At 70.2% G+C, this 21,089-nt stretch carries 14 protein-coding genes; 3 read left to right on the top strand and 11 right to left on the bottom strand.

Features of this window, described 5'->3' with window-relative positions; genetic code table 11:
• Nucleotides 1-31 precede the first annotated feature (31 nt).
• The 6 genes from OHS33_RS27475 to OHS33_RS27450 form a co-directional block, all read right to left on the bottom strand.
• Nucleotides 32-1,636 carry a glycoside hydrolase family 13 protein gene (locus OHS33_RS27475; RefSeq protein WP_330333077.1) on the bottom strand — a complete coding sequence of 535 codons (1,605 nt, stop codon included), beginning with the start codon at nucleotides 1,634-1,636 and terminating at the stop codon, nucleotides 32-34.
• Nucleotides 1,637-1,673: 37 nt separating this feature from the next.
• The gene (locus OHS33_RS27470) at nucleotides 1,674-2,549 is read right to left on the bottom strand and encodes a carbohydrate ABC transporter permease (RefSeq protein ID WP_330333076.1); all 876 of its coding nucleotides are present in this window, start codon (nucleotides 2,547-2,549) and stop codon (nucleotides 1,674-1,676) included.
• 30 nt (nucleotides 2,550-2,579) lie between these two features.
• Nucleotides 2,580-3,485, bottom strand: a complete 906-nt coding sequence (locus tag OHS33_RS27465; RefSeq protein ID WP_330333075.1) for a carbohydrate ABC transporter permease — start codon at nucleotides 3,483-3,485, stop codon at nucleotides 2,580-2,582.
• A gap of 106 nt (nucleotides 3,486-3,591) precedes the next feature.
• Entirely contained in the window at nucleotides 3,592-4,995 is a 1,404-nt protein-coding gene (locus OHS33_RS27460; protein WP_330333074.1) for an ABC transporter substrate-binding protein, read from the bottom strand.
• Between the two features lie 225 nt (nucleotides 4,996-5,220).
• Nucleotides 5,221-6,231: a LacI family DNA-binding transcriptional regulator gene (locus OHS33_RS27455; protein ID WP_330333073.1), complete on the bottom strand. Its 1,011-nt coding sequence runs from the start codon at nucleotides 6,229-6,231 to the stop codon at nucleotides 5,221-5,223.
• A 103-nt stretch (nucleotides 6,232-6,334) separates the two neighbouring features.
• A complete protein-coding gene (locus tag OHS33_RS27450) occupies nucleotides 6,335-10,621 on the bottom strand; it encodes a discoidin domain-containing protein (protein WP_330333072.1) in 4,287 nt (1,428 codons plus the stop codon).
• Between the two features lie 215 nt (nucleotides 10,622-10,836).
• Here OHS33_RS27450 and OHS33_RS27445 point away from each other — a divergent pair, with 215 nt between their 5' ends.
• Together OHS33_RS27445 and OHS33_RS27440 are read left to right on the top strand one after the other, a co-directional pair.
• Entirely contained in the window at nucleotides 10,837-12,468 is a 1,632-nt protein-coding gene (locus OHS33_RS27445) for a sensor histidine kinase (RefSeq protein ID WP_330333071.1), read from the top strand.
• Nucleotides 12,465-13,175: a DUF7342 family protein gene (locus tag OHS33_RS27440; RefSeq protein WP_330333070.1), complete on the top strand. Its 711-nt coding sequence runs from the start codon at nucleotides 12,465-12,467 to the stop codon at nucleotides 13,173-13,175. Before OHS33_RS27445 ends, OHS33_RS27440 begins: the two co-directional genes overlap by 4 nt.
• A 15-nt stretch (nucleotides 13,176-13,190) precedes the next feature.
• Here OHS33_RS27440 and OHS33_RS27435 read toward each other — a convergent pair whose 3' ends face one another.
• The 3 genes from OHS33_RS27435 to OHS33_RS27425 form a co-directional block, all read right to left on the bottom strand.
• Nucleotides 13,191-14,783: a solute symporter family protein gene (locus OHS33_RS27435; RefSeq protein WP_330333069.1), complete on the bottom strand. Its 1,593-nt coding sequence runs from the start codon at nucleotides 14,781-14,783 to the stop codon at nucleotides 13,191-13,193.
• Nucleotides 14,780-15,292 carry a DUF485 domain-containing protein gene (locus tag OHS33_RS27430; protein WP_330333068.1) on the bottom strand — a complete coding sequence of 171 codons (513 nt, stop codon included), beginning with the start codon at nucleotides 15,290-15,292 and terminating at the stop codon, nucleotides 14,780-14,782. The genes OHS33_RS27435 and OHS33_RS27430 overlap by 4 nt, the downstream gene beginning before the upstream one ends.
• A 185-nt stretch (nucleotides 15,293-15,477) precedes the next feature.
• A complete protein-coding gene (locus OHS33_RS27425) occupies nucleotides 15,478-17,598 on the bottom strand; it encodes a DNA gyrase/topoisomerase IV subunit B (protein ID WP_330333067.1) in 2,121 nt (706 codons plus the stop codon).
• Between the two features lie 444 nt (nucleotides 17,599-18,042).
• Between OHS33_RS27425 and OHS33_RS27420 the strand changes: the two genes are divergently transcribed.
• Nucleotides 18,043-18,276 (top strand): DUF7455 domain-containing protein, encoded by a 234-nt coding sequence (locus OHS33_RS27420; RefSeq protein WP_330333066.1) that lies wholly within the window; start codon nucleotides 18,043-18,045, stop codon nucleotides 18,274-18,276.
• Between the two features lie 144 nt (nucleotides 18,277-18,420).
• On the opposite strand, the gene OHS33_RS27415 is transcribed toward OHS33_RS27420, so the two are convergent.
• Both OHS33_RS27415 and OHS33_RS27410 read right to left on the bottom strand, forming a co-directional pair.
• Nucleotides 18,421-19,260, bottom strand: a complete 840-nt coding sequence (locus OHS33_RS27415; protein ID WP_330333065.1) for a S1 family peptidase — start codon at nucleotides 19,258-19,260, stop codon at nucleotides 18,421-18,423.
• A 97-nt stretch (nucleotides 19,261-19,357) separates the two neighbouring features.
• Entirely contained in the window at nucleotides 19,358-20,962 is a 1,605-nt protein-coding gene (locus tag OHS33_RS27410) for an RNA polymerase sigma factor (RefSeq protein WP_330333064.1), read from the bottom strand.
• Nucleotides 20,963-21,089 lie beyond the last annotated feature (127 nt).

The following is a 21,089-nucleotide window of genomic DNA, read 5'->3' as shown; positions in this document are numbered from 1 at the left end:
CACGGGTGGTACCGGCGGCCTGGCTGCGGCGTCAGGTCCGCAGCCAGGCCGCCGTGTCCTGCGGGAGCAGCCCCGCGTCATCCAGGGGAGCGCTGCTCAGCAGGAGCCTGGTGTGGCCGGGCAGCGGCACCGGCGGGCCGGACAGGTTGACCACGCACACCAGGCCGTCGGGGCGGGCGAAGGCCAGCACCCCGTCCGGTGCGTGCAGCCATTCCATCGAGCCCGCCCCGAAGCCGCGCGCGGCCCGGCGCAGGCCCAGGGCGAGCCGGTAGAGGGTGAGCATCGACTCCGGGTCCTCGGCCTGCCGGTCCGCGGCGTACGTCGCCCAGTGCTCCGGCTGCGGCAGCCACGGGTCCTGCCAGGGCTCGGCGGACCAGGGCAGCGGCACCCGGCAGCCGTCCCGGCCGGGGTCGCGGCCGCCGGAGCGGAAGTGCATGGGGTCCTGGATCCGGTCGAGCGGGACCTCGGCTTCCGGCAGGCCGAGTTCCTCGCCCTGGTACACGTAGACCGCGCCGGGCAGGGCCAGGGTCAGCAGGGCCGCGGCACGTGCCCGGCGGGTGCCGAGGGCCAGGTCGGTGGGGGTGCCGAAGACCTTGGCCGCGAAATCGAATCCGGTGTCGTGGCGCCCGTACCGCGTCACCGTGCGGGTCACGTCGTGATTGCAGAGCACCCAGGTGGCGGGGGCGCCGACGGGGGCGTGTTCGGCGAGGGTCTCCTCGATGGAGGTCCGCAGCCGGTCCGCGTCCCAGGGGCAGCTGAGGAAGGAGAAGTTGAAGGCGGTGTGCAGTTCGTCGGGGCGCAGGTAGCGGGCGAAGCGTTCGGAGTCGGGCAGCCAGACCTCGCCGACGAAGACGGCGCCGAACTCGTCGGCGATGGCCCGCCAGGAACGGTAGATGTCGTGGAGTTCGTCCCGGTCGATGTAGGGGTGGATCTCGCCGGGCCAGGGTTCGCCGGGGCGGCCCGCCAGGTCGGGCAGGGCGGGGTCCTTCGCGAGCAGGGCCGCGGAGTCGATCCGTACGCCCGCCACTCCGCGTTCGAACCAGAAGCGCAGGACGTCCTCGTGCTCGCGGCGGACGGCGGGGTGGGCCCAGTTGAGGTCGGGCTGTTCGGGGGTGAACAGGTGCAGGTACCACTCCCCGTCCGGTACCCGCGTCCAGGTCGCCCCGGCGAACTGCGAGGGCCAGTCGCCCGGGGGCAGTTCGCCGCGGGCCCCGCGGCCGGGGCGGAAGTGGAAGAGTTCGCGCTCCGGGCTGCCGGGCCCGGCGGCGAGTGCGGCGCGGAACCAGGCGTGCTGGTCGGACACGTGGTTCGGGACGATGTCGACGATGGTGCGGATGCCCAGGCCGGTGGCCTCGGCGATGAGCTTCTCCGCCTCGTCCAGGGTGCCGAAGGCGGGGTCGATGGTGCGGTAGTCGGCCACGTCGTAGCCGCCGTCGGCGAGCGGGGACAGGTACCAGGGCGTGAACCACAGTGCGTCGACGCCGAGTTCGGCGAGGTAGGGCAGCTTGGCGCGGACACCCGCGAGGTCGCCCGTGCCGTCGCCGTCGCCGTCGGCGAAGCTGCGCGGGTACACCTGGTAGATCGCCGCGCTGCGCCACCAGTCGGCGGCGGCTGCGGGCAGGGGAAAGTCGGCCACGAGGGGTGGTCCTTTCACACGGGGCGGAGGAGGGTGGTCAGCCCTTGAGGGAGCCCGCCGTGAGGCCGCTCATGATGTTGCGCTGGAAGATCAGGAACACGATGAGCGTGGGTGCGCAGGCCATGGCGAGCGCCGCGATCAGGTGGTTCTCGGGCACTCCGGTCGACAGGGAGTAGATGCCGACGTTGAGCGTCTGCAGGGCCGGGTCCGGCAGGGTGAGCATCGGCCAGAGGAAGTCCTTCCAGACGCCGACGATCGCGAAGATGGACACGACTGCGAGGATCGGCCGGGACATCGGCAGGACGACGGAGCGCAGGGTGCGCAGGGCGCTCGCGCCGTCGATGGAGGCCGCGTCGAGGATCTCCTGGGGGATCGAGTCGAAGAACCGCTTCAGCAGGAAGATGCTGAAGGCGTTCGTCACGGACGGGAGCCAGATCACCCAGGGCGTGTTCAGGAGGTTCCGCTGGATGAGCGGCATGTCCAGGACGGTCAGGTACTGCGGTACGACGAGCACGGTGGCCGGGATCATCAGCGTCGCCAGCATCATCCCGAGGACGGCCTTGCCGAAGACCGGGCGCAGCCGGGAGAGCGAGTAGGCGGCCGCGACGTCGAGGACCAGCTGGAAGGCCAGTGCGCCGAAGGCGTAGTAGAGGGTGTTGAACAGCAGCTTGGCCAGGTCCATGACCTTCCAGGCGCTGGTGTAGTTGCCGGTGTGCAGGGAGCCGGGCACCAGGGTGGGCGGGACCTTGGCGAACTCCTCGGTGCTCTTGAGGCCGTTGGCGACCATCCAGTACAGGGGACCGAGGAAGACGAGGGTGAAGCCGCCGACGACCAGGACGAGGACCGTCCAGTAGAGGATCTTCCCCCGGGTCCGGCCCAGTTGGGCCGGCGAGATCAGCGTGCGCTCTGCCATGTTCGGGCTCCGGTCCTTTCGCGTCTCGGGTCAGTTCTCGTTGTCGCGGCTCAGCCGGACGTACGCGGCGGAGAAGCCCGCGAGCAGGACGAGCAGGCACAGGCCCAGGGCCGCGGCGCCGCCGTACTGGTTGAAGTTGAAGGCGTACTGGTAGATGAGGACCACCACGGTCGTCGTGGAGCCCTCGGGGCCCGCGCCGCCGGTGAGCAGGAACGGTTCCACGAAGACCTGCATCGTCGCGATGATCTGCATGAGCAGCATCAGCGAGAGGATCAGCTTGGTCTGCGGGATGGTGATGTGCCAGATCTTGCGGAGCAGGCCCGCGCCGTCGAGTTCGGCGGCCTCGTACAGCTCGCCCGGGATGCCCTGGAGGGCGGCGAGGTAGATCAGGGTCGCGCCGCCCATGTTCATCCAGGTGGCGGCGAGGACCACGGAGAGCATGGCGGTGTCGGTGGACTGGAGCCAGTCCTGGGCCGGCAGGTGGAGGAAGACGAGGATCCGGTTGAACAGTCCGTAGCCCGGGTCGTAGAAGTATTTGAACAGCAGCACCGAGGCGACCGGCGGCATCATGACCGGAAGGTAGACGAGCAGCCGCAAAAAGCCCTGCGCGTGGCGGAATTCATTGAGGACGACGGCCACGACGAAGGGAACCGCGAAGCCGAAGACGAGCGCGAGGCCCGTGAACAGCAGGGTGTTGCGCCAGGCCTGCCAGAAACTCGGGTCGTTGAAGACGTAGCGGAAATTATCGAGACCGGCCCAGCTGGTGACGCCGTTCTCGGTCTTCTGGAAGGCCAGTACGAACTCCCGGACCATCGGATACCAGGAGAAGAAGGCGAAACACAGGACCGCGCCGATCAGGAATCCGTGGGCGGAAACGTTCCGCTTGAATGCCCGGACGAAGGCCTCTCTGGATCCGGGCAGGGTGGGGGCCGACATCGCCGCTCCTCGGTCGGTCGCAGGGCTGGCTGAACGCTGAACATGGGGCGGGGCGGGGCGGGCGGGACCGGGCCGGGGAGGGACCCCGGGCCCGCCCGGCGCCGCACTACTGGTTGCCCAGCACCTGGTTGACCGCCTTCTCCGCGTCGCCGAGGAGCTGCGCGGGGTCGGCGTCCTTGTTGGTGAGGACGCCCGACATCACCTTGTCGAGCACCTTGTAGACCTCCTGGGCCTTGGCGGGCTCGGCCTTGGGCGGCACCGGGTTGTCCAGGAAGGACTTGAAGTTGGCGACCGGCATCGTGGCGCTCGCGGCCTTCAGCGCGTCGCTCTGGTCCTTGGCGGCGCCGGTGAAGAAGGCGGGCTGGGGCAGGCCGACCGGGAGGCCGTCGGCCTTGCTGCGCGCGAAGTCGAACTGGCCCTTGCCGACCGTGAGGGTCTTGAAGTTCAGCCAGGCGATGGCCGCCTTGATCTTGTCGGGCGAGCTGCCCTTCTTGATCATGTAGGCGTTGCCGCCGGAGAGGGTGGACGCACCGCCGGGCAGCGGTCCCATCCCGAAGTTGTCGTACTTCGCGCCGAGCTGCTGGACCATGTACGTGATGTCGTCCGGGGCGGCGAGGAACATGCCGAGCTTGTCCGAGGCCATCTGCTTCTGCAGGTCACCCCACTTGAGCAGCTGGGTCTTGCCCATGCTGTCGTCCTGCCAGCGCATCGCCTTGAGGTTCTCGACGATCTGGCGGCCGGCGGGGTTGTTGAAGGCTGCCTTGCCGTCGGCTCCGACGACGTCGCCGCCCATGCCGTACAGGGTGGCGGTGTAGTGCCAGCCGCCCGTGTTCTCCACGCTGTACTCGCCGAAGCCCGCGGTGCCGTTGCCGAGGGCCGCGATCTTGTTGGCGGCGGCGCGGACCTCGTCCCAGGTGCGCGGCGGGGTGTCGGGGTTGAGCCCGGCCTGTGTGAACAGCTTGCGGTTGACCAGCAGGCCCATCGTGTAGTTGCTGGTCGGCAGGCCGTAGAGCTTCCCGTCCTGCTTCAGGATGTTCATGACGTTCTTGTCGATGGTGTCGATCGCGGGGACCGACTTCTGCGTGACGTACGCGGAGATGTCCTCGGCCCCGTCGTTGTCGCGCACCTGCGCCAGGTCGGTGAAGTACGTGTAGAACACGTCCGGCTGGGACTTCGCCTTGAGCATCGCGGTGAACCGCGGGGGTTCCAGGCACTGGCCGGGGGTGGAGCGGCCGTCGATCGTGACGTTCGGGTAGATCTTCTTGAACGCCGCTACGTCCGCCTTCCACTCCTTCAGCTCGGCCGCCTTGGCCGCGGGCGGCATGCAGTCGATGGTGATCGTGACCTTGGTGTTCGGGTCGAGCGGCGCGGAGGCGTCGGCGGAGGCGCCGGGCGTCGCCTTGTCCGCCTTGCCGTCGCCGCTGCTGCTCGTACCGCAGGCCGCGAGGGCGGTGACGGCGAGCGCGGAGACGAGGGCAGCCGCGACGGTGCGGCGGGTGTTGCTTCTCATCGGTGGACCCCTTCGAGCATCGAGCAGGAGTGCGTGGGGGCGAGCGCGGCACACTCAACCACCAGCCACAGATGAACGCAATATCTCGCGCAGACTTCGTAATACATTGACAGGACGGATCGCATCGGCTGTGTCGTCGCACGCAAAAACAGGGTCCCCGTACGTCACGTGGACGTACGGGGACCCTGCCGTATGGCCGGACGGCGGCGCCCGGAGCCGGACCGCCTAGGCGCGCGGGGCCTGCGCGGTGGAGCCGCGCACCACCAGCTCCGGCTCGAAGAGCAGCTCGCCGGGCTGTACGGCGGCTCCCTGGATCTGCGCCGTCAGCAGCTCCACGGCGGCCCGGCCCATGGCCTCGATGGGCTGGCGGACGGTGGTCAGCGGGGGTTCGGTGCAGTTCATGAACGCCGAGTCGTCGTAGCCGACCACGGAGACCTGCCGGGGCACGTCCAGACCCCGGCGGCGGGCCGCCCGTACGGCCCCCAGGGCGAGCGGATCGCTCGCGCAGATGATGCCGGTGACCCCGCGGTCCAGCAGCCGGGAGGCGGCCGCGTGCCCGCCCTCCAGGGAGAACAGCGTCCGTTCGACGTGGGCGGCGGGCAGCTCGGTGCCGGCCGCCGCGGCGACGGACTGGGCCGCGACGAGCTTGCGCAGCGAGGGCATGTGGTCGGGCGGCCCCAGCACCAGGCCGATCCGCTCGTGCCCCAGGGAGGCCAGGTGGCGCCAGGCCTGTTCGACCGCGACGGCGTCGTCACAGGCCACGCAGGGGAAGCCGAGGTCCTCGATGGAGGCGTTGATGAGCACCACCGGGACCTTGCGGTCGGACAGCAGCCGGTAGTGCTCGTGCGGCGCGTCGGCCTGGGCGAAGAGCCCGCCGGCGAAGACCACGCCGGAGACCTGCTGCTGGAGCAGCAGTTCGACGTAGTCCGCCTCGGAGACCCCGCCGGTGGTCTGGGTGCAGAGCACCGGGGTCAGCCCCTGCTGGGCCAGGGCGCCGCCGATCACCTCGGCGAAGGCCGGGAAGATGGGGTTCTGGAGTTCGGGCAGGACCAGGCCCACCAGCCGGGCGCGCTCGCCGCGCAGCTGGGTGGGCCGCTCGTAGCCGAGAACGTCGAGAGCGGTGAGCACGGACTGGCGGGTCGCGTCCGAGACGCCCGGCTTGCCGTTGAGCACCCGGCTGACCGTGGCCTCGCTGACTCCCACCTTCTTCGCTACCTGAGCAAGTCGTCGCGTCATGAGCGCAAGACTAGCGCAAGCGACGCAAGTCGCTTGCGCTAGTCTTCGGCCCTCTTACCGGCTCCCTTACCGGCTCTCTTACCGGCTCTCTTCGGGGGGACCGTTACGGCAGTTGGTTGATCTTCAACGTCGAGGTCGTGTTCCGCACGTCCACGGCGTTGCCGCTCATCCGGAGGTTGTGGATCTCGACTTCACCGACCGCGGGGCCCTGTCCCGCTTCCGGCATCTCGTTGGCCCAGAGGCCGAAGCCCGATTTGGCATCGTAGGCGTCGCCGCTCTTCTTGGCGCCCGTGATGGTGATGTCGCGCAGGATCGTGTCCTTGATGGGATTGACCGGCTGTCCTCCGATGTACTGGGTCTGGAACATGATGCCGCTGTAGGTCGGATCGACGATGTCGACGTTGTTGATCCGGATCCCCTGGAACACCTTCGAGGCGGAGAAGATCCAGATTCCCGGGAAGGTCTGCGCCCCCCAGAAATGACCGCCGGCGCGAATGATCGAGATGTTCTCGAAGGTCGTCGGGTCGGTGCCGAATCCATTCATCGGATACCCGAAGTCCAGCGAGCTGACGGTGATGCCCGAATAGACGAGGGTGTCCGCGATCAGGATGTTGCGGAAGGTGTTGTTGAACCCGCCGTAGACCGCGACTCCGGCCGCGCGCCAGGTCAGGAGCGTGGTCAGGTTCTCGTACACGTTGTTCTTCATGTCCGCGCCGCCCGCGTCGATCGCGGAGAACAGCGCGAAGCTGTCGTCGCCCGTGGAGCGCGCCTCGTTGTTGGAGACGAGGTTGTCCGTGCTGCCGTTGGTCATGTTGATGCCGTCGGCGTAGGTGTCCCGGATCCGGGAGTTCTTGATGGTGATCCGGTCGGTGTTGGCTCCCCAGTAGAAGCACACCGTGTGCTCGTCCCAGATGTTGTCGATGGTGATGTCGGTGACGTTGGAGAAGTCGAAGACCTTGCCGGGGCCGTCGATGCGCGAGGTGTAGTTGCCGAAGTAGGCGAAGCCGGAGAAGGACGAGCCCTTGGCCGTGCCCTCCGCCCGCCAGCCGATGTCGGTGTTGTCCTGCGCGGCGGGGGCGTGGAAGCGGGTGAACCAGGGGCCCGCGCCGACCACCTGCACGGCCTTTCCGTACACCTGGAACTTGCTCGCCGTGTCGTAGTCACCCGGCGGCAGGTAGACGCCGACGAGTTTGCCGGTGGTGTCCATGCGGACCTTGTCCAGGGCGTTCTGCACGTCCTGGTGACCGAATCCGGCCGGCACGGCGTACGTCGCCGGGTCCGGGTTGGGGATCACCGTGGCCTGCTCCAGGCTCACGAAGTCGATGGCGTAGGTGGAGGTGTTGCCCGCGTCCTTCTGGAGGCGGATCTTGCTGCCCGGCGGGACGGTCTCGCCCAGCAGGACGCTGGCCTCGTCGTAGATGTGGCGCGGGGCGCCGGAGCCGGGCGAGTTCCCCGGGGAGGCCTCGGCGCCGTACAGCCAGGCGTACTTGGAGGTGAGCGGGAGGGTCTTCTTCAGGGTGCCGTTGATGTAGACGTCGATGGTGGAGTCGATGCCGCCACCGCCCGGGGCGTCCGGGATGGAGAAGCGGGCGACCAGGGTGTTGGTGGCGGCCCGGGTGGTGAACTCGACGTACTCGCCGGTCGCGTCGAGGCTGACGGCCTTGCGCCCGGAGGCCTCGCCCGCGATGTCGCCGATGGTGCGGTTCGGGCCGACCACGCTCGCGCCGCCGCCGACGGCACCGTCCTCCGCCTCGTACGTGTCGAAGGGCATGTTCGCCCCGCGGCCGACGAAGAAGGAGGTGGTGCTGCTGTTGTTGGCGCGCTTGACCGGAAGTTCGTTGGCGTCGTCGGCGAGGACCACCTTGACGGTGTACTTGCCGTTGGCCGCCGGCCAGCTGCCGAGGGCGACCGGGGCCGCGGCGGCGCCGGGGGCGAGGGCGCCGCTGAAGGAACCGGTCAGGGTGCGGACGGTCGCTCCGTTCGCGTCCAGCAGGGTGAGGGTGATGCCGTGCGAGCCGCCGGCGGCGGCCACGCTGCCCTGGTTCTTCACCGTGACGGAGAAGGCGACGCTCTGACCCACGGCCGGTGCGCTCGGGGTCCAGTTGACGGCCACGGCCACCAGGTCGGAGCTGTCCACCGGGCGGATCACCAGGGGCGATCCGGTGAAGGTGTTGTTGGTGTCGTTCTGCTCGATGACCGCGTTCGCCTCGTCGACGATCGCGCTCAGCGGGTAACTGCCCGCGTCGCGCGGGCCGATGGCGGCGCTCACGTTCGCCTGCGCTCCCGCGGCGAGGGCCGGGACGTTGGCGGTGGCGACCTTGGAGCCGCCCAGCTGGAAGGTCACCGCGGTGGCGGCGGCCGGGGCGGGGCCGGTGTTCTTGACCGTGGCGGCCAGGGTGACGGTGTCCGACTCGACCGGGGCGGCCGGGGCGGCGCTCAGCGCGCTGATCTCCAGATCGGGGTTGGGCGCGGGGACGCCGATGACCTGGAACTCGGCGATCTGGCCGTTGCCCGCGCCGGAGTTGGCGGTGAAGCGCAGCTGTACGTCCGCGACGCGGGCGGTCAGCGGGATGGTGACGGTGTTGCCGGACGCCGGGTTGAAGACGTAGTCCTTGGCGGCGACCAGGCTGGTGACGCCCGGGGCCGCCTGCTCGCGGCCGAGCACCTCGATGTGCTGGGTGCGGGTGCCCCAGCTGCTGTCGGGATTGAGCCTGAGGACCAGCCGGTCCAGGTCCGCGTTGGCGCCGAGCCTGACCGTGAGGGTGCTCGGGTAGGCGCCGCCCGCGCCCTCCCAGTAGGTGGCGGGGTCGTTGTCGTCGGCGTTCTCCGCGACGAAGGAGTTCACCACGGAGGAGGCGGTGATCGCCTTGCCGACGGCCAGGTTGGAGCCGCCGCCCCCGGTCCCGTTGCGGGTGACGGAGTTGCTGTCGCCGGACCGGTTGCCCGCGGCGTCCTTGGCCCGCACGAAGTAGGTCACGGTCGCACCGGCGGGCTGGGCGTCGGTGTAGGTGGTGACGTCGCCCGCGACGGTGGTGCGCAGCTGGTTGTTCGCGTACACCTCGTAGCCGGTGACGCCGACGTTGTCGCCGGAGGCCTGCCAGGTGAGCTTGATCTGTCCGGCCGCGGGCTCGGTGAGGGCCAGGGCGCCCGGGGCGGTCGGCGCCTGGGTGTCCCCGGTGTCACCGGCGCGCGTCACGCTGTTGCTGTTCGGCGACTGGTTCCCGGCGGCGTCCTTGGCGCGGACGTAGTAGGTCACGGTCGCACCGGCGGGCTGGGTGTCGGTGTAGGTGGTGACGTCGCCCGCCACGCTGGTGCGCAGCTGGTTGTCGGCGTAGACGTCGTAGCCGGTGACGCCGGTGTTGTCGGTGCCCGGCTGCCAGGTGAGCTTGATCTGTCCGGTGGCGGGCTCGGTGTAGGCCAGCGCGGTGGGGGCGGTCGGCGCCTGGGTGTCCCCGGACTGGGGACCGTAGATCTCCAGCTCGGACAGCTGGCCGCCGGGCTGCACGCTGTTCAGCGATATCAGGACCCGGACGTAACGGGTGGTGGTGGCGTCGAAGGTGAGGGGCACCGTGTTGCCGTTGGCCGCGTTGAAGTCGTAGCCCTTGGAGGCGGTCAGGTCGGTGAAGTCGGTGCCGTTGGCGCTGCCCTGGATCTTGAGGGTCTGGGTGCGGGCCCCCCAGTTCTCGGGCAGCCGCAGGACCACCCGGTCCACGCGCAGCGACGCCCCGAGGTCGGCCTGGATCCACTGCGGCATCGCGTTGTTGGCGCTCTCCCAGTAGCTGGCGCGGTTGCCGTCGTTGGCGTTGGAGGCGACGTAGGCCTGCGTGTTGCTGCTGGCGGTCAGGGTCTTGCCCAGGGCCAGGTTGTCCGAGGACTCACCGGGTGCCCGGACCTCCAGTTCGGCGAGCTGGGCGGCCGGCCAGCCCGTGTTGGCGGTGATGTCGATCCGGACGAACCGGGTCTGGGTGGCCGGGAAGCCGATGGTCACGGTGTTCCCGCTGCCCGGGCCGAAGGTGTAGGTCGCCGAGCCGACCAGGGTGCTGAAGCCGGTGCCGTCGGCGCTGCCCTGTACGGACAGGGTCTGGTTGCGGTTCTCCCAGCCCGCGGGGAGCTTCAGCACCACCTGATCGACCCGGGTGGTGGCACCGAGGTCGGTCTGCACCCATTGCGGGAAGGTGCTGCCCGCGCTCTCCCAGTACGTGGACTGGTTGCCGTCGGTGATGTTGGCGGCCGTGAAGGAGCCGTTGGTACTGCTCGCGGATGCGGGCCTGCCCGCGGCGATGCCCGGGCCGCCCACGGCCGTGGCGGTCAGGGCCGGCCCGCCGAGCATCAGCAGGGCCGTGCTGACCAGGGCGGCCAGGACCCGCCATCTCCAGCTGTGCCTTCTCATACGTCCTCGTCCCTCGACATGAGTTTTCTGAACCAGGTGACATAGGATTTTGCGTACTGCGGTGCGAGAATTGCAGAGCCTTGGTCAGTCGTCTACGGTCATGACCGCACTTTCCCTGCTGAAGCGCTTGCGCAAGCAGCGCGCAAGTACCGCAAGTAATTTGCGTGCCCCATGGAAATTCCTAAAAAGCGGAACCCGCCCTACGGTTCGTACTCATGCGGTTCCCCCTCACCAGTGCCACCGGCGCGGCCGGCGCCCGGCGCTTCGGCCGCCCCCGGCGGGCCGTCTCCCAGATCCTGCTGACCCAGCTGGCGATAGCCGCCGGGGTCGCCGTTCTGGCCACCGGCCTCTTCCTGGCACCGCTCGGCAACCAGCTCGACGACCAGGCCATGCGGCGCGCCCTCGCCATCGCGCAGGCCGCCGCCGCCGACCCCGACCTGCCCACGGCCCTCCTGGCCGGCCCGCCCAGCCCGGAAGGGCGTGTTCAGGCCACCGCCGAACGGATCCGCCGCGCCACCGGAGCCGAGTACGTCGTCGTCGTCGACCTCCGGGGCATCCGCCGCTCCCACCCCAACCCCGCACTCATCGGGCGGCGCGTCTCGACCGACCCCGGCGACGCACTGGCGGGCCGCGAGGTCATGGAAATCGACGAGGGCACCCTCGGCCGCTCCGCCCGCGGCAAGGTCCCGCTGGTCGCCGCCGACGGCGAGATCGTCGGCGCCGTCTCCGTCGGCATCGCCTACGACAACGTCCACGACCGGCTGGTCGGCGCCATCCCCGGGCTGCTCGCCTACGCGGGCGGCGCGCTGGCGGTGGGCGCCCTCGCCGCCTTCCTGCTCTCCCGCCGGATCCAGCGGCAGACCCGTGACCTGGCCTTCTCCGATATCGCCGGACTGCTCGCCGAGCGCGAGGCGATGCTGCACTCCATCCGCGAGGGCGTGGTCGCCCTGGACCGCACGGGCCGCGTCCGGCTGGTCAACGACGAGGCCGCACGGCTGCTGGGCCTCGCCCCCGGCGCCCCGGACGCGGCCGGCCGCCCCCTTGAGGAGCTGCTCGGCCCCGGGCGGACCACCGAGGTGCTGGCGGGCCGGGTCACCGGGCGGGACCTGCTCACCGTCCAGGGCTCCCGCGTGCTGCTCGCCAACCGCATGCCCACCGAGGACGGCGGCGCCGTCGCCACCCTGCGCGACCGCACCGAGGTGGAACACCTGGGCCGCGAGCTCGACTCCACCCGTGGCCTGATCGATGCCCTGCGCGCCCAGGACCACGAGCACGCCAACCGCCTGCACACCCTGCTCGGGCTGCTGGAACTCGGCCTGCACGAGGAGGCCTCGGAGTTCCTCACCGAGGTCGTCGGCGTGCACCGGAGCACCGCCGAACAGGTCACCGAGAAGGTCCACGATCCCCTGCTGGCCGCGCTGCTGGTGGGCAAGGCCACCGTCGCCGCGGAGCGGGGCGTTCCGCTGCGCCTCGCCCCCGCCACGCTGCTGCCGGACCGGCTGGTCGACCCCGGCGGCCTCGTGACCATCGTCGGCAACCTCGTCGACAACGCCCTCGACGCCGCGGTCGGCTCGGCCGACCCGCTGGTCGAGGTGGAGCTGCGCGCGGAGGGCCGCACCGCCGTGCTGCGGGTGCGCGACAGCGGCCCCGGGGTCCCCGCCGACCGCCGCGAGGAGATCTTCACCGAGGGCTGGTCCACGAAGCTGCCCAGCGGGCACCGCGAGCGCGGGCTGGGGCTGGCGCTCGTACGCCGTCTCGCGCAGCGCCAGGGCGGCAGCGCCCGGGCCGGTGAGGGGGCGGACGGCGGGGCCGAATTCTCCGTCGAGCTGCCGGAGGCCCTGCGATGAGCGGCTCCCCGCTGCGGGTCCTGGTCGTGGACGACGACCCGCTGGTGGCCCGGATCAACGCGGCCTACGTGGCGAAAGTGCCCGGTTTCACGGTCGCGGGCCAGGCCCATGCGGCCGCCGAGGCGCTGGAGTTCATCACGTCGAGCGCGCCGGACCGGCCGGTGGACCTGCTCCTGCTGGACCACTACATGCCGGACGGCAGCGGACTCGACCTGGTCGGATCACTGCGCCGGCTCGGCCATCAGACCGATGTGATCATGGTGACGGCCGCCCGGGACCTGGCCACGGTGCAGGCCGCGATGCGGCTCGGCGCCCTCCAGTACCTGGTGAAACCGTTCACCTTCGCCGGGCTGCGCGCCAAGCTGGAGGCGTACGCGGCCCTGCGCCGCGCGCTGGGCGGGGGCGGCGAGGCCGAACAGGCCGAGGTGGACCGCATCTTCGGAGCCCTCGCCGGGGCCGCCACCCCCAACGAACTCCCCAAGGGCCACTCCCCCACCACCGCCGACCTCGTCCGCCAGGTGCTGCGGACCGCCGACGGCCCGCTCTCGACCCAGCAGATCGCCGACCGCGCGGGCATCAGCCGGCAGACCGCCCAGCGCTATCTGAAGCTCCTCGAACGGAGCGACCGCGTCCGGCTCTCCCTGCGGTACGGGGAGACCGGCCGCCCCGAGCACCGCTACACCTGGGTCCCGACCGCGCGCCCCTAGGGGGTGTTTTGAGCCTCACACCGCTCCGGCGCCGGTCAGGGAGCGGACCTCGGTCTCGGCGTGCCTGGCCTCGTCCGGAACCTCGGCCGAGGTGACCGTGCCCAGCCAGCCCGCCAGGAAGCCGAGCGGGATCGAGACGAGCCCCGGGTTCTGCAGCGGGAAGTACTGGAAGTTCACGTGCGGGAACAGGGCGTCGGGACTGCCGGAGACCACCGGCGACAGCACCACCAGCAGCATCGCCGGGACGAGCCCCCCGTACACCGACCAGACGGCGCCCCGCGTGGTGAAGTCCCGCCAGAACAGCGAGTACAGCAGGACGGGCAGGTTCGCGGACGCGGCCACCGCAAAGGCCAGCCCCACCAGGAACGCCACGTTCAGGTCCTGGGCGAGCAGCCCGAGGGCGATCGCGACCGCCCCGATGCCCACCGCCGCCGCCCTGGCCACGGTCACCTCGCTGCGCTGGCGGGCGTGGCGCCGCTTGAGCGAGGCGTACAGGTCGTGCGCGACGGACGCGGACGAGGCCAGCGTGATCCCGGCGACCACGGCGAGGATGGTCGCGAACGCGATGGCCGCCACGATCGCGAACAGGACCGCGCCCCCGGTGGAGTCGGCCCCTCCGCCGAGGTAGGCCGCGAGCAGCGGGACCGCCGTGTTCCCGGAGGCGTTGGAGGCCCGTACCTGCTCCGGCCCCAGCAGCGCGGCCGCCCCGAAGCCGAGCACGATCGTCATCAGGTAGAAGCCCCCGATGAGCGCGATCGCCCACACCACCGAGCGGCGGGCCGCCCGTGCGGTCGGCACGGTGTAGAAGCGCGACAGGATGTGCGGCAGTCCGGCGGTGCCGAGGACGAGCGCGAGCCCGAGGCTGATGAAGTCGAAGCGCGCCGTCCAGTCCCCGCCGTACTTGAGCCCGGGGCTCAGGAACGCCTTGCCGTGGCCGCTGCGCTCGGCCGCGCTGGTCAGCAGGTGGTTGAAGTCGCCGTGGAAGCGGAGCAGGACGAGCACCGTGAGCGCGATGGCACCGCCCATCAGCAGGACCGCCTTGACGATCTGGATCCAGGTGGTGGCGCGCATGCCGCCGAAGGACACATAGATCACCATCAGCGCGCCGACCCCGATCACGGTCAGGGTCCGGGCGCCGGTGCTCGAATTGCCGAGCAGCAGGCCGATCAGGCTGCCCGCGCCGACCATCTGCGCCACCAGGTACAGCACCGAGACGGTGACGGACGAGACGCCCGCGGCGATCCGGACGGGCCGCTCGCTCATCCGGGCCGCGACCACGTCGGCAAGTGTGAACCGGCCGCAGTTGCGCACCAGCTCGGCGACCAGGAACAGCACCACGAGCCAGGCCACGAGGAACCCGACGGAGTAGAGCAGGCCGTCGTAGCCGAAGAGGGCGATCAGACCGGAGATGCCGAGGAAGGACGCGGCGGACATGTAGTCGCCCGCGATGGCGAAACCGTTCTCCAGAGGGGAGAACAGCCGCCCCCCGGCATAGAACTCCTCCGCCGACCCGTGCCGGTTGCGGCTCACCCAGGTGGTGATGCCCAGGGTGACCGCGATGAAGAGGCTGCACAGGATGAGCGCGAGCGTCTGGTGTTCGGTGGTCACCGGTCCGCCCCCCGGTTGCGCTCCTGGTCCCGTTCCTGCTCGAAGACGGTCCACCGCAGATCGAGGGCGGCGCGGTCCCGGCGCAGCCGCGCGTGCCGGGTGTACGCCCAGGTCAGCAGGAAGGTGCTGAGGAACTGGCCGAGTCCGGCGAGCAGGGCCACATTGACGGCGCCCACGACGGGGCGGGCCATCAGCCCCGGCGCGGCGGTCGCCGCGACGATGTAGGCGAGGTACCAGAGGAAGAAGCCGAGGGTGGCCGGGACGACGAACCCGCGGTAGCGGCTGCGAACCTCCTGGAAGGCGGCGCTGCGCTGCACCTCCAGGTAGATGTCGGCCGCCCGGGGGTCGCGCCGCCCGTCGTCGGGCGTGGTGGCCGAGCGCGGGCCGGGCGGCCGGCCGTCCCCGTCGGCCTCCCCCTCGCCCTCGCCCCAGCCCGCGGCGAGGGCCTCGTACCAGGGGTCGTCATACCGGATTATCGTTCCGGCATCGCGCCCTTCTTGCTTGTCCACCGGGCTCTCCTTGTCCGCCGGCCGCAGTGGCCGCGTACCGCCAAGGATGTGCGGAGGGAAGGGTTCAGGACCGGTGTCCGGGTTCTCTTCACTCCATCAGGTGATGGACGGGTGCGGAAGCGAAGAGAACCCGGCCGGGCCGGGCGTCGGCCCGGCCGCGGACCAGGCGTCGGCGCGGGAGCTGATCAGGCGTCGATGCGGGAGCGGTCCAGCGTCGCCGCCGAGCTGGTGATGAACTCCTTGCGGGGCGCCACCTCATTGCCCATGAGCAGGTCGAACACCGACTCCGCCGAGTCCAGGTCGCCGATGTTGATCCGGCGCAGGGTACGGAAACGCGGGTCCATCGTGGTCTCCGCGAGCTGGTCGGCATCCATCTCGCCGAGGCCCTTGTACCGCTGGATGGTGTCCTTGTAGCGGATGTTCTTGCGCTGGTACTCCAGCAGCGTCTGGCGCAGCTCGTTGTCGGAGTACGTGTAGACGTACTTGTCCTGGCCCTTTTTGGGCTGGACCAGCTCGATCCGGTGCAGCGGGGGTACGGCCGCGAAGACCCGGCCCGCCTCGACCATCGGGCGCATGTAGCGCTGGAAGAGGGTCAGCAGCAGGCAGCGGATGTGGGCGCCGTCCACATCGGCGTCGACCAGGAGGACGATCTTCCCGTACCGGGCGGCGTCGATGTCGAAGGTGCGGCCCGATCCGGCTCCTATGACCTGGATGATCGCGCCGCACTCGGCGTTCTTGAGCATGTCCGAGACCGACGACTTCTGGACATTGAGGATCTTCCCGCGGATCGGCAGGAGGGCCTGGAACTCGGAGTTGCGCGCCAGCTTCGCGGTGCCCAGGGCCGAGTCGCCCTCGACGATGAACAGCTCGCTGCGCTCCACGTCGTCGCTGCGGCAGTCGGCCAGCTTCGCGGGCAGCGAGGAGGACTCCAGCGCGGTCTTGCGGCGCTGTGCCTCCTTGTGCTGGCGGGCCGCGATCCGCGTCCGCGCCGCCGCGACGATCTTCTCCATCACCGAGCGGGCCTGCTGCTTGTCATCGCGCTTGGTGGAGGTCAGGAACGCCTTCAGCTCCTTGGCGACCACGGCGGCGACGATCCGGGTGGCCGCCGAGGTCCCCAGGACCTCCTTGGTCTGGCCCTCGAACTGGGGTTCGGCGAGACGGACGGTCACGACAGCCGTCATGCCCTCCATCGCGTCGTCCTTGACCACGTCGTCCTCGGCCACCCGCAGCAGCTTCGCCGAGCGCAGCACCTCGTTCACCGTCTTGGTGACCGAGCGCTCGAAGCCGGAGATGTGCGTGCCGCCCTTGGGCGTGGCGATGATGTTGACGAAGGACTTGACCGCGCTCTCGTACCCGGTGCCCCAGCGCAGCGCGATGTCCACGCCCAGCTCACGGGTGACCTCGGTGGGGGTCATGTGCCCGCGCTCGTCCAGGACCGGGACGGTCTCCTTGAAGGTCCCCGAACCGGTCAGCCGCAGCACGTCACAGACGGCCTTGTCCTGCGCGAGGTACTCGCAGAACTCGCTGATGCCCCCGTCGAAGCGGAAGGTCTCCTCCGTCTTGCCCGCGCCCTCCAGGGCCCGCTCGTCACGGACCACGATCGTCAGGCCCGGAACCAGGAACGCCGTCTGCCGTGCCCGCTGGTACAGCGTGTCCAGCGTCAGCCGGGCGTCCTTCAGGAAGATCTGCCGGTCGGCCCAGTAGCGCACCCGGGTGCCGGTGCGGCCCTTGGTGACGCGCTTGCCCTTGCGCAGGCCGTTGGCCGGGTCGAAGGGGCTGTCGGGCCCCTGCTCCGTGAACATGCCCGGGACGCCGCGCCGGAAGCTGATCGCGTGCGTGGAGCCGTTGCGGTCGACCTCGACGTCGAGGCGGGCGGAGAGCGCGTTGACGACGGAGGCGCCGACGCCGTGCAGGCCGCCGGAGGCCGCGTACGAGCCGCCGCCGAACTTGCCGCCGGCATGCAGCTTGGTCATCACGACCTCGACGCCGGACAGCCCCGTCTTCGGCTCGACGTCGACCGGGATGCCCCGGCCGTTGTCGCGGACCTCCACGGAGGTGTCCTCGTGGAGGATCACCTCGATGTGGTCGCAGTAGCCCCCCAGGGCCTCATCGACGGAATTGTCGATGATCTCCCAGAGGCAGTGCATGAGACCACGGCTGTCCGTGGACCCGATGTACATGCCGGGGCGCTTGCGGACGGCCTCGAGGCCCTCGAGGACGAGCAGGTGCCGCGCGGTGTAGTTGGATGCGTCCCGGTCTGCTCCGGACAGCAGCGCGCTGGAAGGCACGGACGTGTCGGCGGTCACGCAGTTCGCTCCTCGCTGAATTTCTTTTCTGGCCCGGTCGGGCGCAGGGGTGGCTCGGGTGCCGGTCAGAGGGTACCGAGGCCTGGTAGAGCCGATGTAACGCCACCCTCGTGATCCTTCAGCCTAGTGCAGGCCCGTACGGATGTTCGATCGCTCGTTGGAGTGAAGCAAACATCACGTTCCCTTCCAGGCATGAACCATTTAGGGTTCGGGCACGTCCTCATGAACAACCGGCGCTTCGCCGGAGAGGGCCGAACCTGCAAGAAGCAACGACAGACAACGCGAAACCGTAAAGCAATGCAATACGGCTCCTTCGCCGCCAACCGGCAACAGCCGGCCAGCTTCGGAAGGAAGTTTCGAGGAAAAGCCGCGAGCGGGAACGTTTTCGGCCTGGTTGGATGTTGACCCTGGTACGACAGCTCGTCGAGCTAGAGAAGAGGCGACGTGACTACTGTTCTGACACCCGCGACCCCGCTGACGGCCGCTGATCGATGCGACCGTTGCGGCGCCCAGGCATACCTGCGCGTCGTCCTGCTGAGCGGCGGTGAACTGCTCTTCTGCGCCCACCACGGGCGTAAGTTCGAGCCGGAACTCAAGAAGATCGCCGCGGAAATACAGGATGAGACTGAGCGGCTCACGACCGCTCCGGCCGCTGTGGCCGACCCCGAGGACCGCTGACACAGGCCTATACCTCGCATCCCGACGAGCCAGGACCGGCTTATGCCGGTCAACGGGCGGTACCCCTGAGACCCAGGGGGACCGCCCGTCCTCATGTCCGGGCACGGGCCGTACGGGACGCCTCCCGGCGCACGCGGCCCGCGCTCAGCCCCGCCGGCCCGTCTCCCCGACGAAGCCGATCAGCGGGGCGATCCGCGTGTACACCCCAGGGCTGTCTGCGCGCCCGCAGCCGCGCCCCCAGGACACCAGCCCGATGAGCCTGCCCTGGGCCACCAGAGGCCCCCCACTGTCCCCCTGACAGGCATCCTTGCCGCCTTCCCGGGCCCCCGCGCAGACCATGGACGCCTCCTGGTACTGACCGTCCGCGTCCCCGGGGTAGGAGCGGCGGCACTCCTCGTCCGCCAGCACCGTCACCCGCGCAGCCCGCAGCGCGTACGCGTAGTCACCGAAACCGCTCGTGTCCCCCCAGCCGTATACGGTCGCGTCCGCACCGGGGGCGTAGCCCGGATGCCCGGTGGCGGCCATCGGCAGGACGTACCCGGCGGGGACGGTCTCGCCCAGTTCCAGTACGGCGAGGTCCCCGGCATTGGTCACCGGGTTGTAGGCGGGGTTCACCCGGGCTCCGCGCACCGGGATCTCCCGGCCCTCGGCGCCCGTCAGCTCGGTCCGGCCGGTGATCACCACGAAATCGGGCACCGACCCCACCGGGCCGCCCAGCACGTTCTCGCCCAGGCAGTGCGCCGCGGTCAGCACCTTGGCCGGGCCCACGATCACTCCCCCGCAGAACTGCCCGGCCCGGGTACGCCCGAACCGGTCACGGCTGGCCAGGGCCACCACCCAGGGGCTGTCCGCCACCTTCACGGGCTGCCCGCCGATCACCACACCGTCGGCGAGGGCGCGGGGCGCCTGGACCAGCGGGGCCACGCCCGCTCCCGCCACCAGGGTCAGCGCACCTGCCAGAGCACGGGCAAAGGGACGACGCATAGGGCCTCCTGACTCTGTGTGTACACGACTGCACCCAGAGTGGAATGACCCGTGGCCGCGCGCACCCCCGCACGGCCACCGTCACGGCTCCCGCCGGCTAGTCCAGGTAGTCGCGCAGGACCTGGGAGCGCGACGGGTGCCGGAGCTTCGACATCGTCTTGGACTCGATCTGGCGGATCCGCTCACGCGTGACGCCGTAGACCTTGCCGATCTCGTCGAGGGTCTTCGGCTGGCCGTCGGTGAGGCCGAACCGCATCGAGACCACGCCCGCCTCGCGCTCGCTCAGGGTGTCGAGCACCGAGTGCAGCTGTTCCTGCAGGAGCGTGAAGGAGACCGCGTCGGCCGGGACGACGGCCTCGGAGTCCTCGATGAGGTCACCGAACTCGCTGTCGCCGTCCTCGCCGAGCGGGGTGTGCAGGGAGATCGGCTCGCGGCCGTACTTCTGGACCTCGATGACCTTCTCGGGGGTCATGTCGAGTTCCTTGGCCAGCTCCTCCGGGGTGGGCTCGCGGCCCAGGTCCTGGAGCATCTGGCGCTGCACGCGGGCCAGCTTGTTGATCACTTCGACCATGTGCACCGGGATGCGGATGGTGCGGGCCTGGTCGGCCATGGCGCGGGTGATCGCCTGCCGGATCCACCACGTGGCGTAGGTGGAGAACTTGTAGCCCTTGGTGTAGTCGAACTTCTCCACGGCACGGATCAGACCCAGGTTGCCCTCCTGGATCAGGTCCAGGAAGAGCATGCCGCGGCCGGTGTAGCGCTTGGCCAGGGAGACCACGAGGCGGAGGTTGGCCTCCAGCAGGTGGTTCTTGGCGCGGCGGCCGTCCTCGGCGATGATCTCCAGCTCGCGCTTGAGCTTGGGCGCGAGCTTGTCCGAGTTGGCGAGCTTGTCCTCGCCGAAGAGTCCGGCCTCGATGCGCTTGGCGAGCTCGACCTCCTGCTCGGCGTTGAGGAGGGGGACCTTGCCGATCTGCTTGAGGTAGTCCTTGACCGGGTCGGCGGTGGCTCCCGCGACCGCGACCTGCTGGGCGGGGGCGTCGTCCTCGTCGTCGGAGAGCACGAAGCCCTTGCTCTCGCCGCCCTCCTCCTCTTCGCCTTCCTCGGCCTTGGCGGCGCCGGGAGCGCCCTCGGCGGACTCGTCCTCGCCCGCGTCGTCGCCGTCCTTCTTGGCCGCCGTCTTCTTCGCCGCGGTCTTCTTGGCGGTGGTCTTCTTGGCCGCCGTCTTCTTCGCCGCGGTCTTCTTCGCCGCCGCCTTCTTGGCGGGGGCGGGAGACTCGGTTCCGGCTTCCGTCCCGGTCACGTCTTCGGCGGCGGTTCCTTCCACCGGTGCGTCCACCTGCTCCGGGTCCGCCGCCCCGGCCTCCGGGGCCGTGGTGGCGGCGGGAGCGTCCGCCGTCTTCGCCGCCGTGACCGTCTTCGTGGCCGTCCGCTTGGCGGGGCTCTTCGCCGCGACGCTCTTACGAGGGCGCTTGGGCGACTCCGCGGCACTGACCATCAGCGTCACACCCTCTTCCTCGAGGATCTGGTTGAGGCTGCGCAGAACATTCTTCCACTGGGTTGGCGGAATCTGGTCAGCCTCGAAGGCCCGACGCACGTCATCGCCGGCGATCTGCCCCTCGGCCTTGCCCCGCTCGATGAGCGCCATCACGGAATCCGACTCGGCGATCTCCGGCGGGAGCGTACGGGATGTGCTGGCCGACACGAACAACCTCTCGGAACGATGGAAACGGCTTCCGACCCCGGCCTGGTCCTGCAACCGGAGCCGACGACCACCGACTGGGGATGGGCCGGCGGCGCGAGGAACAGCCGGGGAGCTGCACAGCACCGGG

Source organism: Streptomyces sp. NBC_00536 (genome assembly GCF_036346295.1).
In the GTDB taxonomy this organism is placed as follows: Bacteria; Actinomycetota; Actinomycetes; order Streptomycetales; family Streptomycetaceae; genus Streptomyces.
This window is presented reverse-complemented; position numbering and strand designations above follow the sequence as displayed.

Bases quoted from the DNA above. Each gene is read 5' to 3' on its own strand.
- OHS33_RS27470 (WP_330333076.1), bottom strand. From the start codon at position 2,549: ATGGCAGAGCGCACGCTGATCTCGCCGGCCCAACTGGGCCGGACCCGG.
- OHS33_RS27465 (WP_330333075.1), bottom strand. From the start codon at position 3,485: ATGTCGGCCCCCACCCTGCCCGGATCCAGAGAGGCCTTCGTCCGGGCA.
- OHS33_RS27460 (WP_330333074.1), bottom strand. From the start codon at position 4,995: ATGAGAAGCAACACCCGCCGCACCGTCGCGGCTGCCCTCGTCTCCGCG.
- OHS33_RS27455 (WP_330333073.1), bottom strand. From the start codon at position 6,231: ATGACGCGACGACTTGCTCAGGTAGCGAAGAAGGTGGGAGTCAGCGAG.
- OHS33_RS27450 (WP_330333072.1), bottom strand. From the start codon at position 10,621: ATGAGAAGGCACAGCTGGAGATGGCGGGTCCTGGCCGCCCTGGTCAGC.
- OHS33_RS27445 (WP_330333071.1), top strand. From the start codon at position 10,837: ATGCGGTTCCCCCTCACCAGTGCCACCGGCGCGGCCGGCGCCCGGCGC.
- OHS33_RS27440 (WP_330333070.1), top strand. From the start codon at position 12,465: ATGAGCGGCTCCCCGCTGCGGGTCCTGGTCGTGGACGACGACCCGCTG.
- OHS33_RS27415 (WP_330333065.1), bottom strand. From the start codon at position 19,260: ATGCGTCGTCCCTTTGCCCGTGCTCTGGCAGGTGCGCTGACCCTGGTG.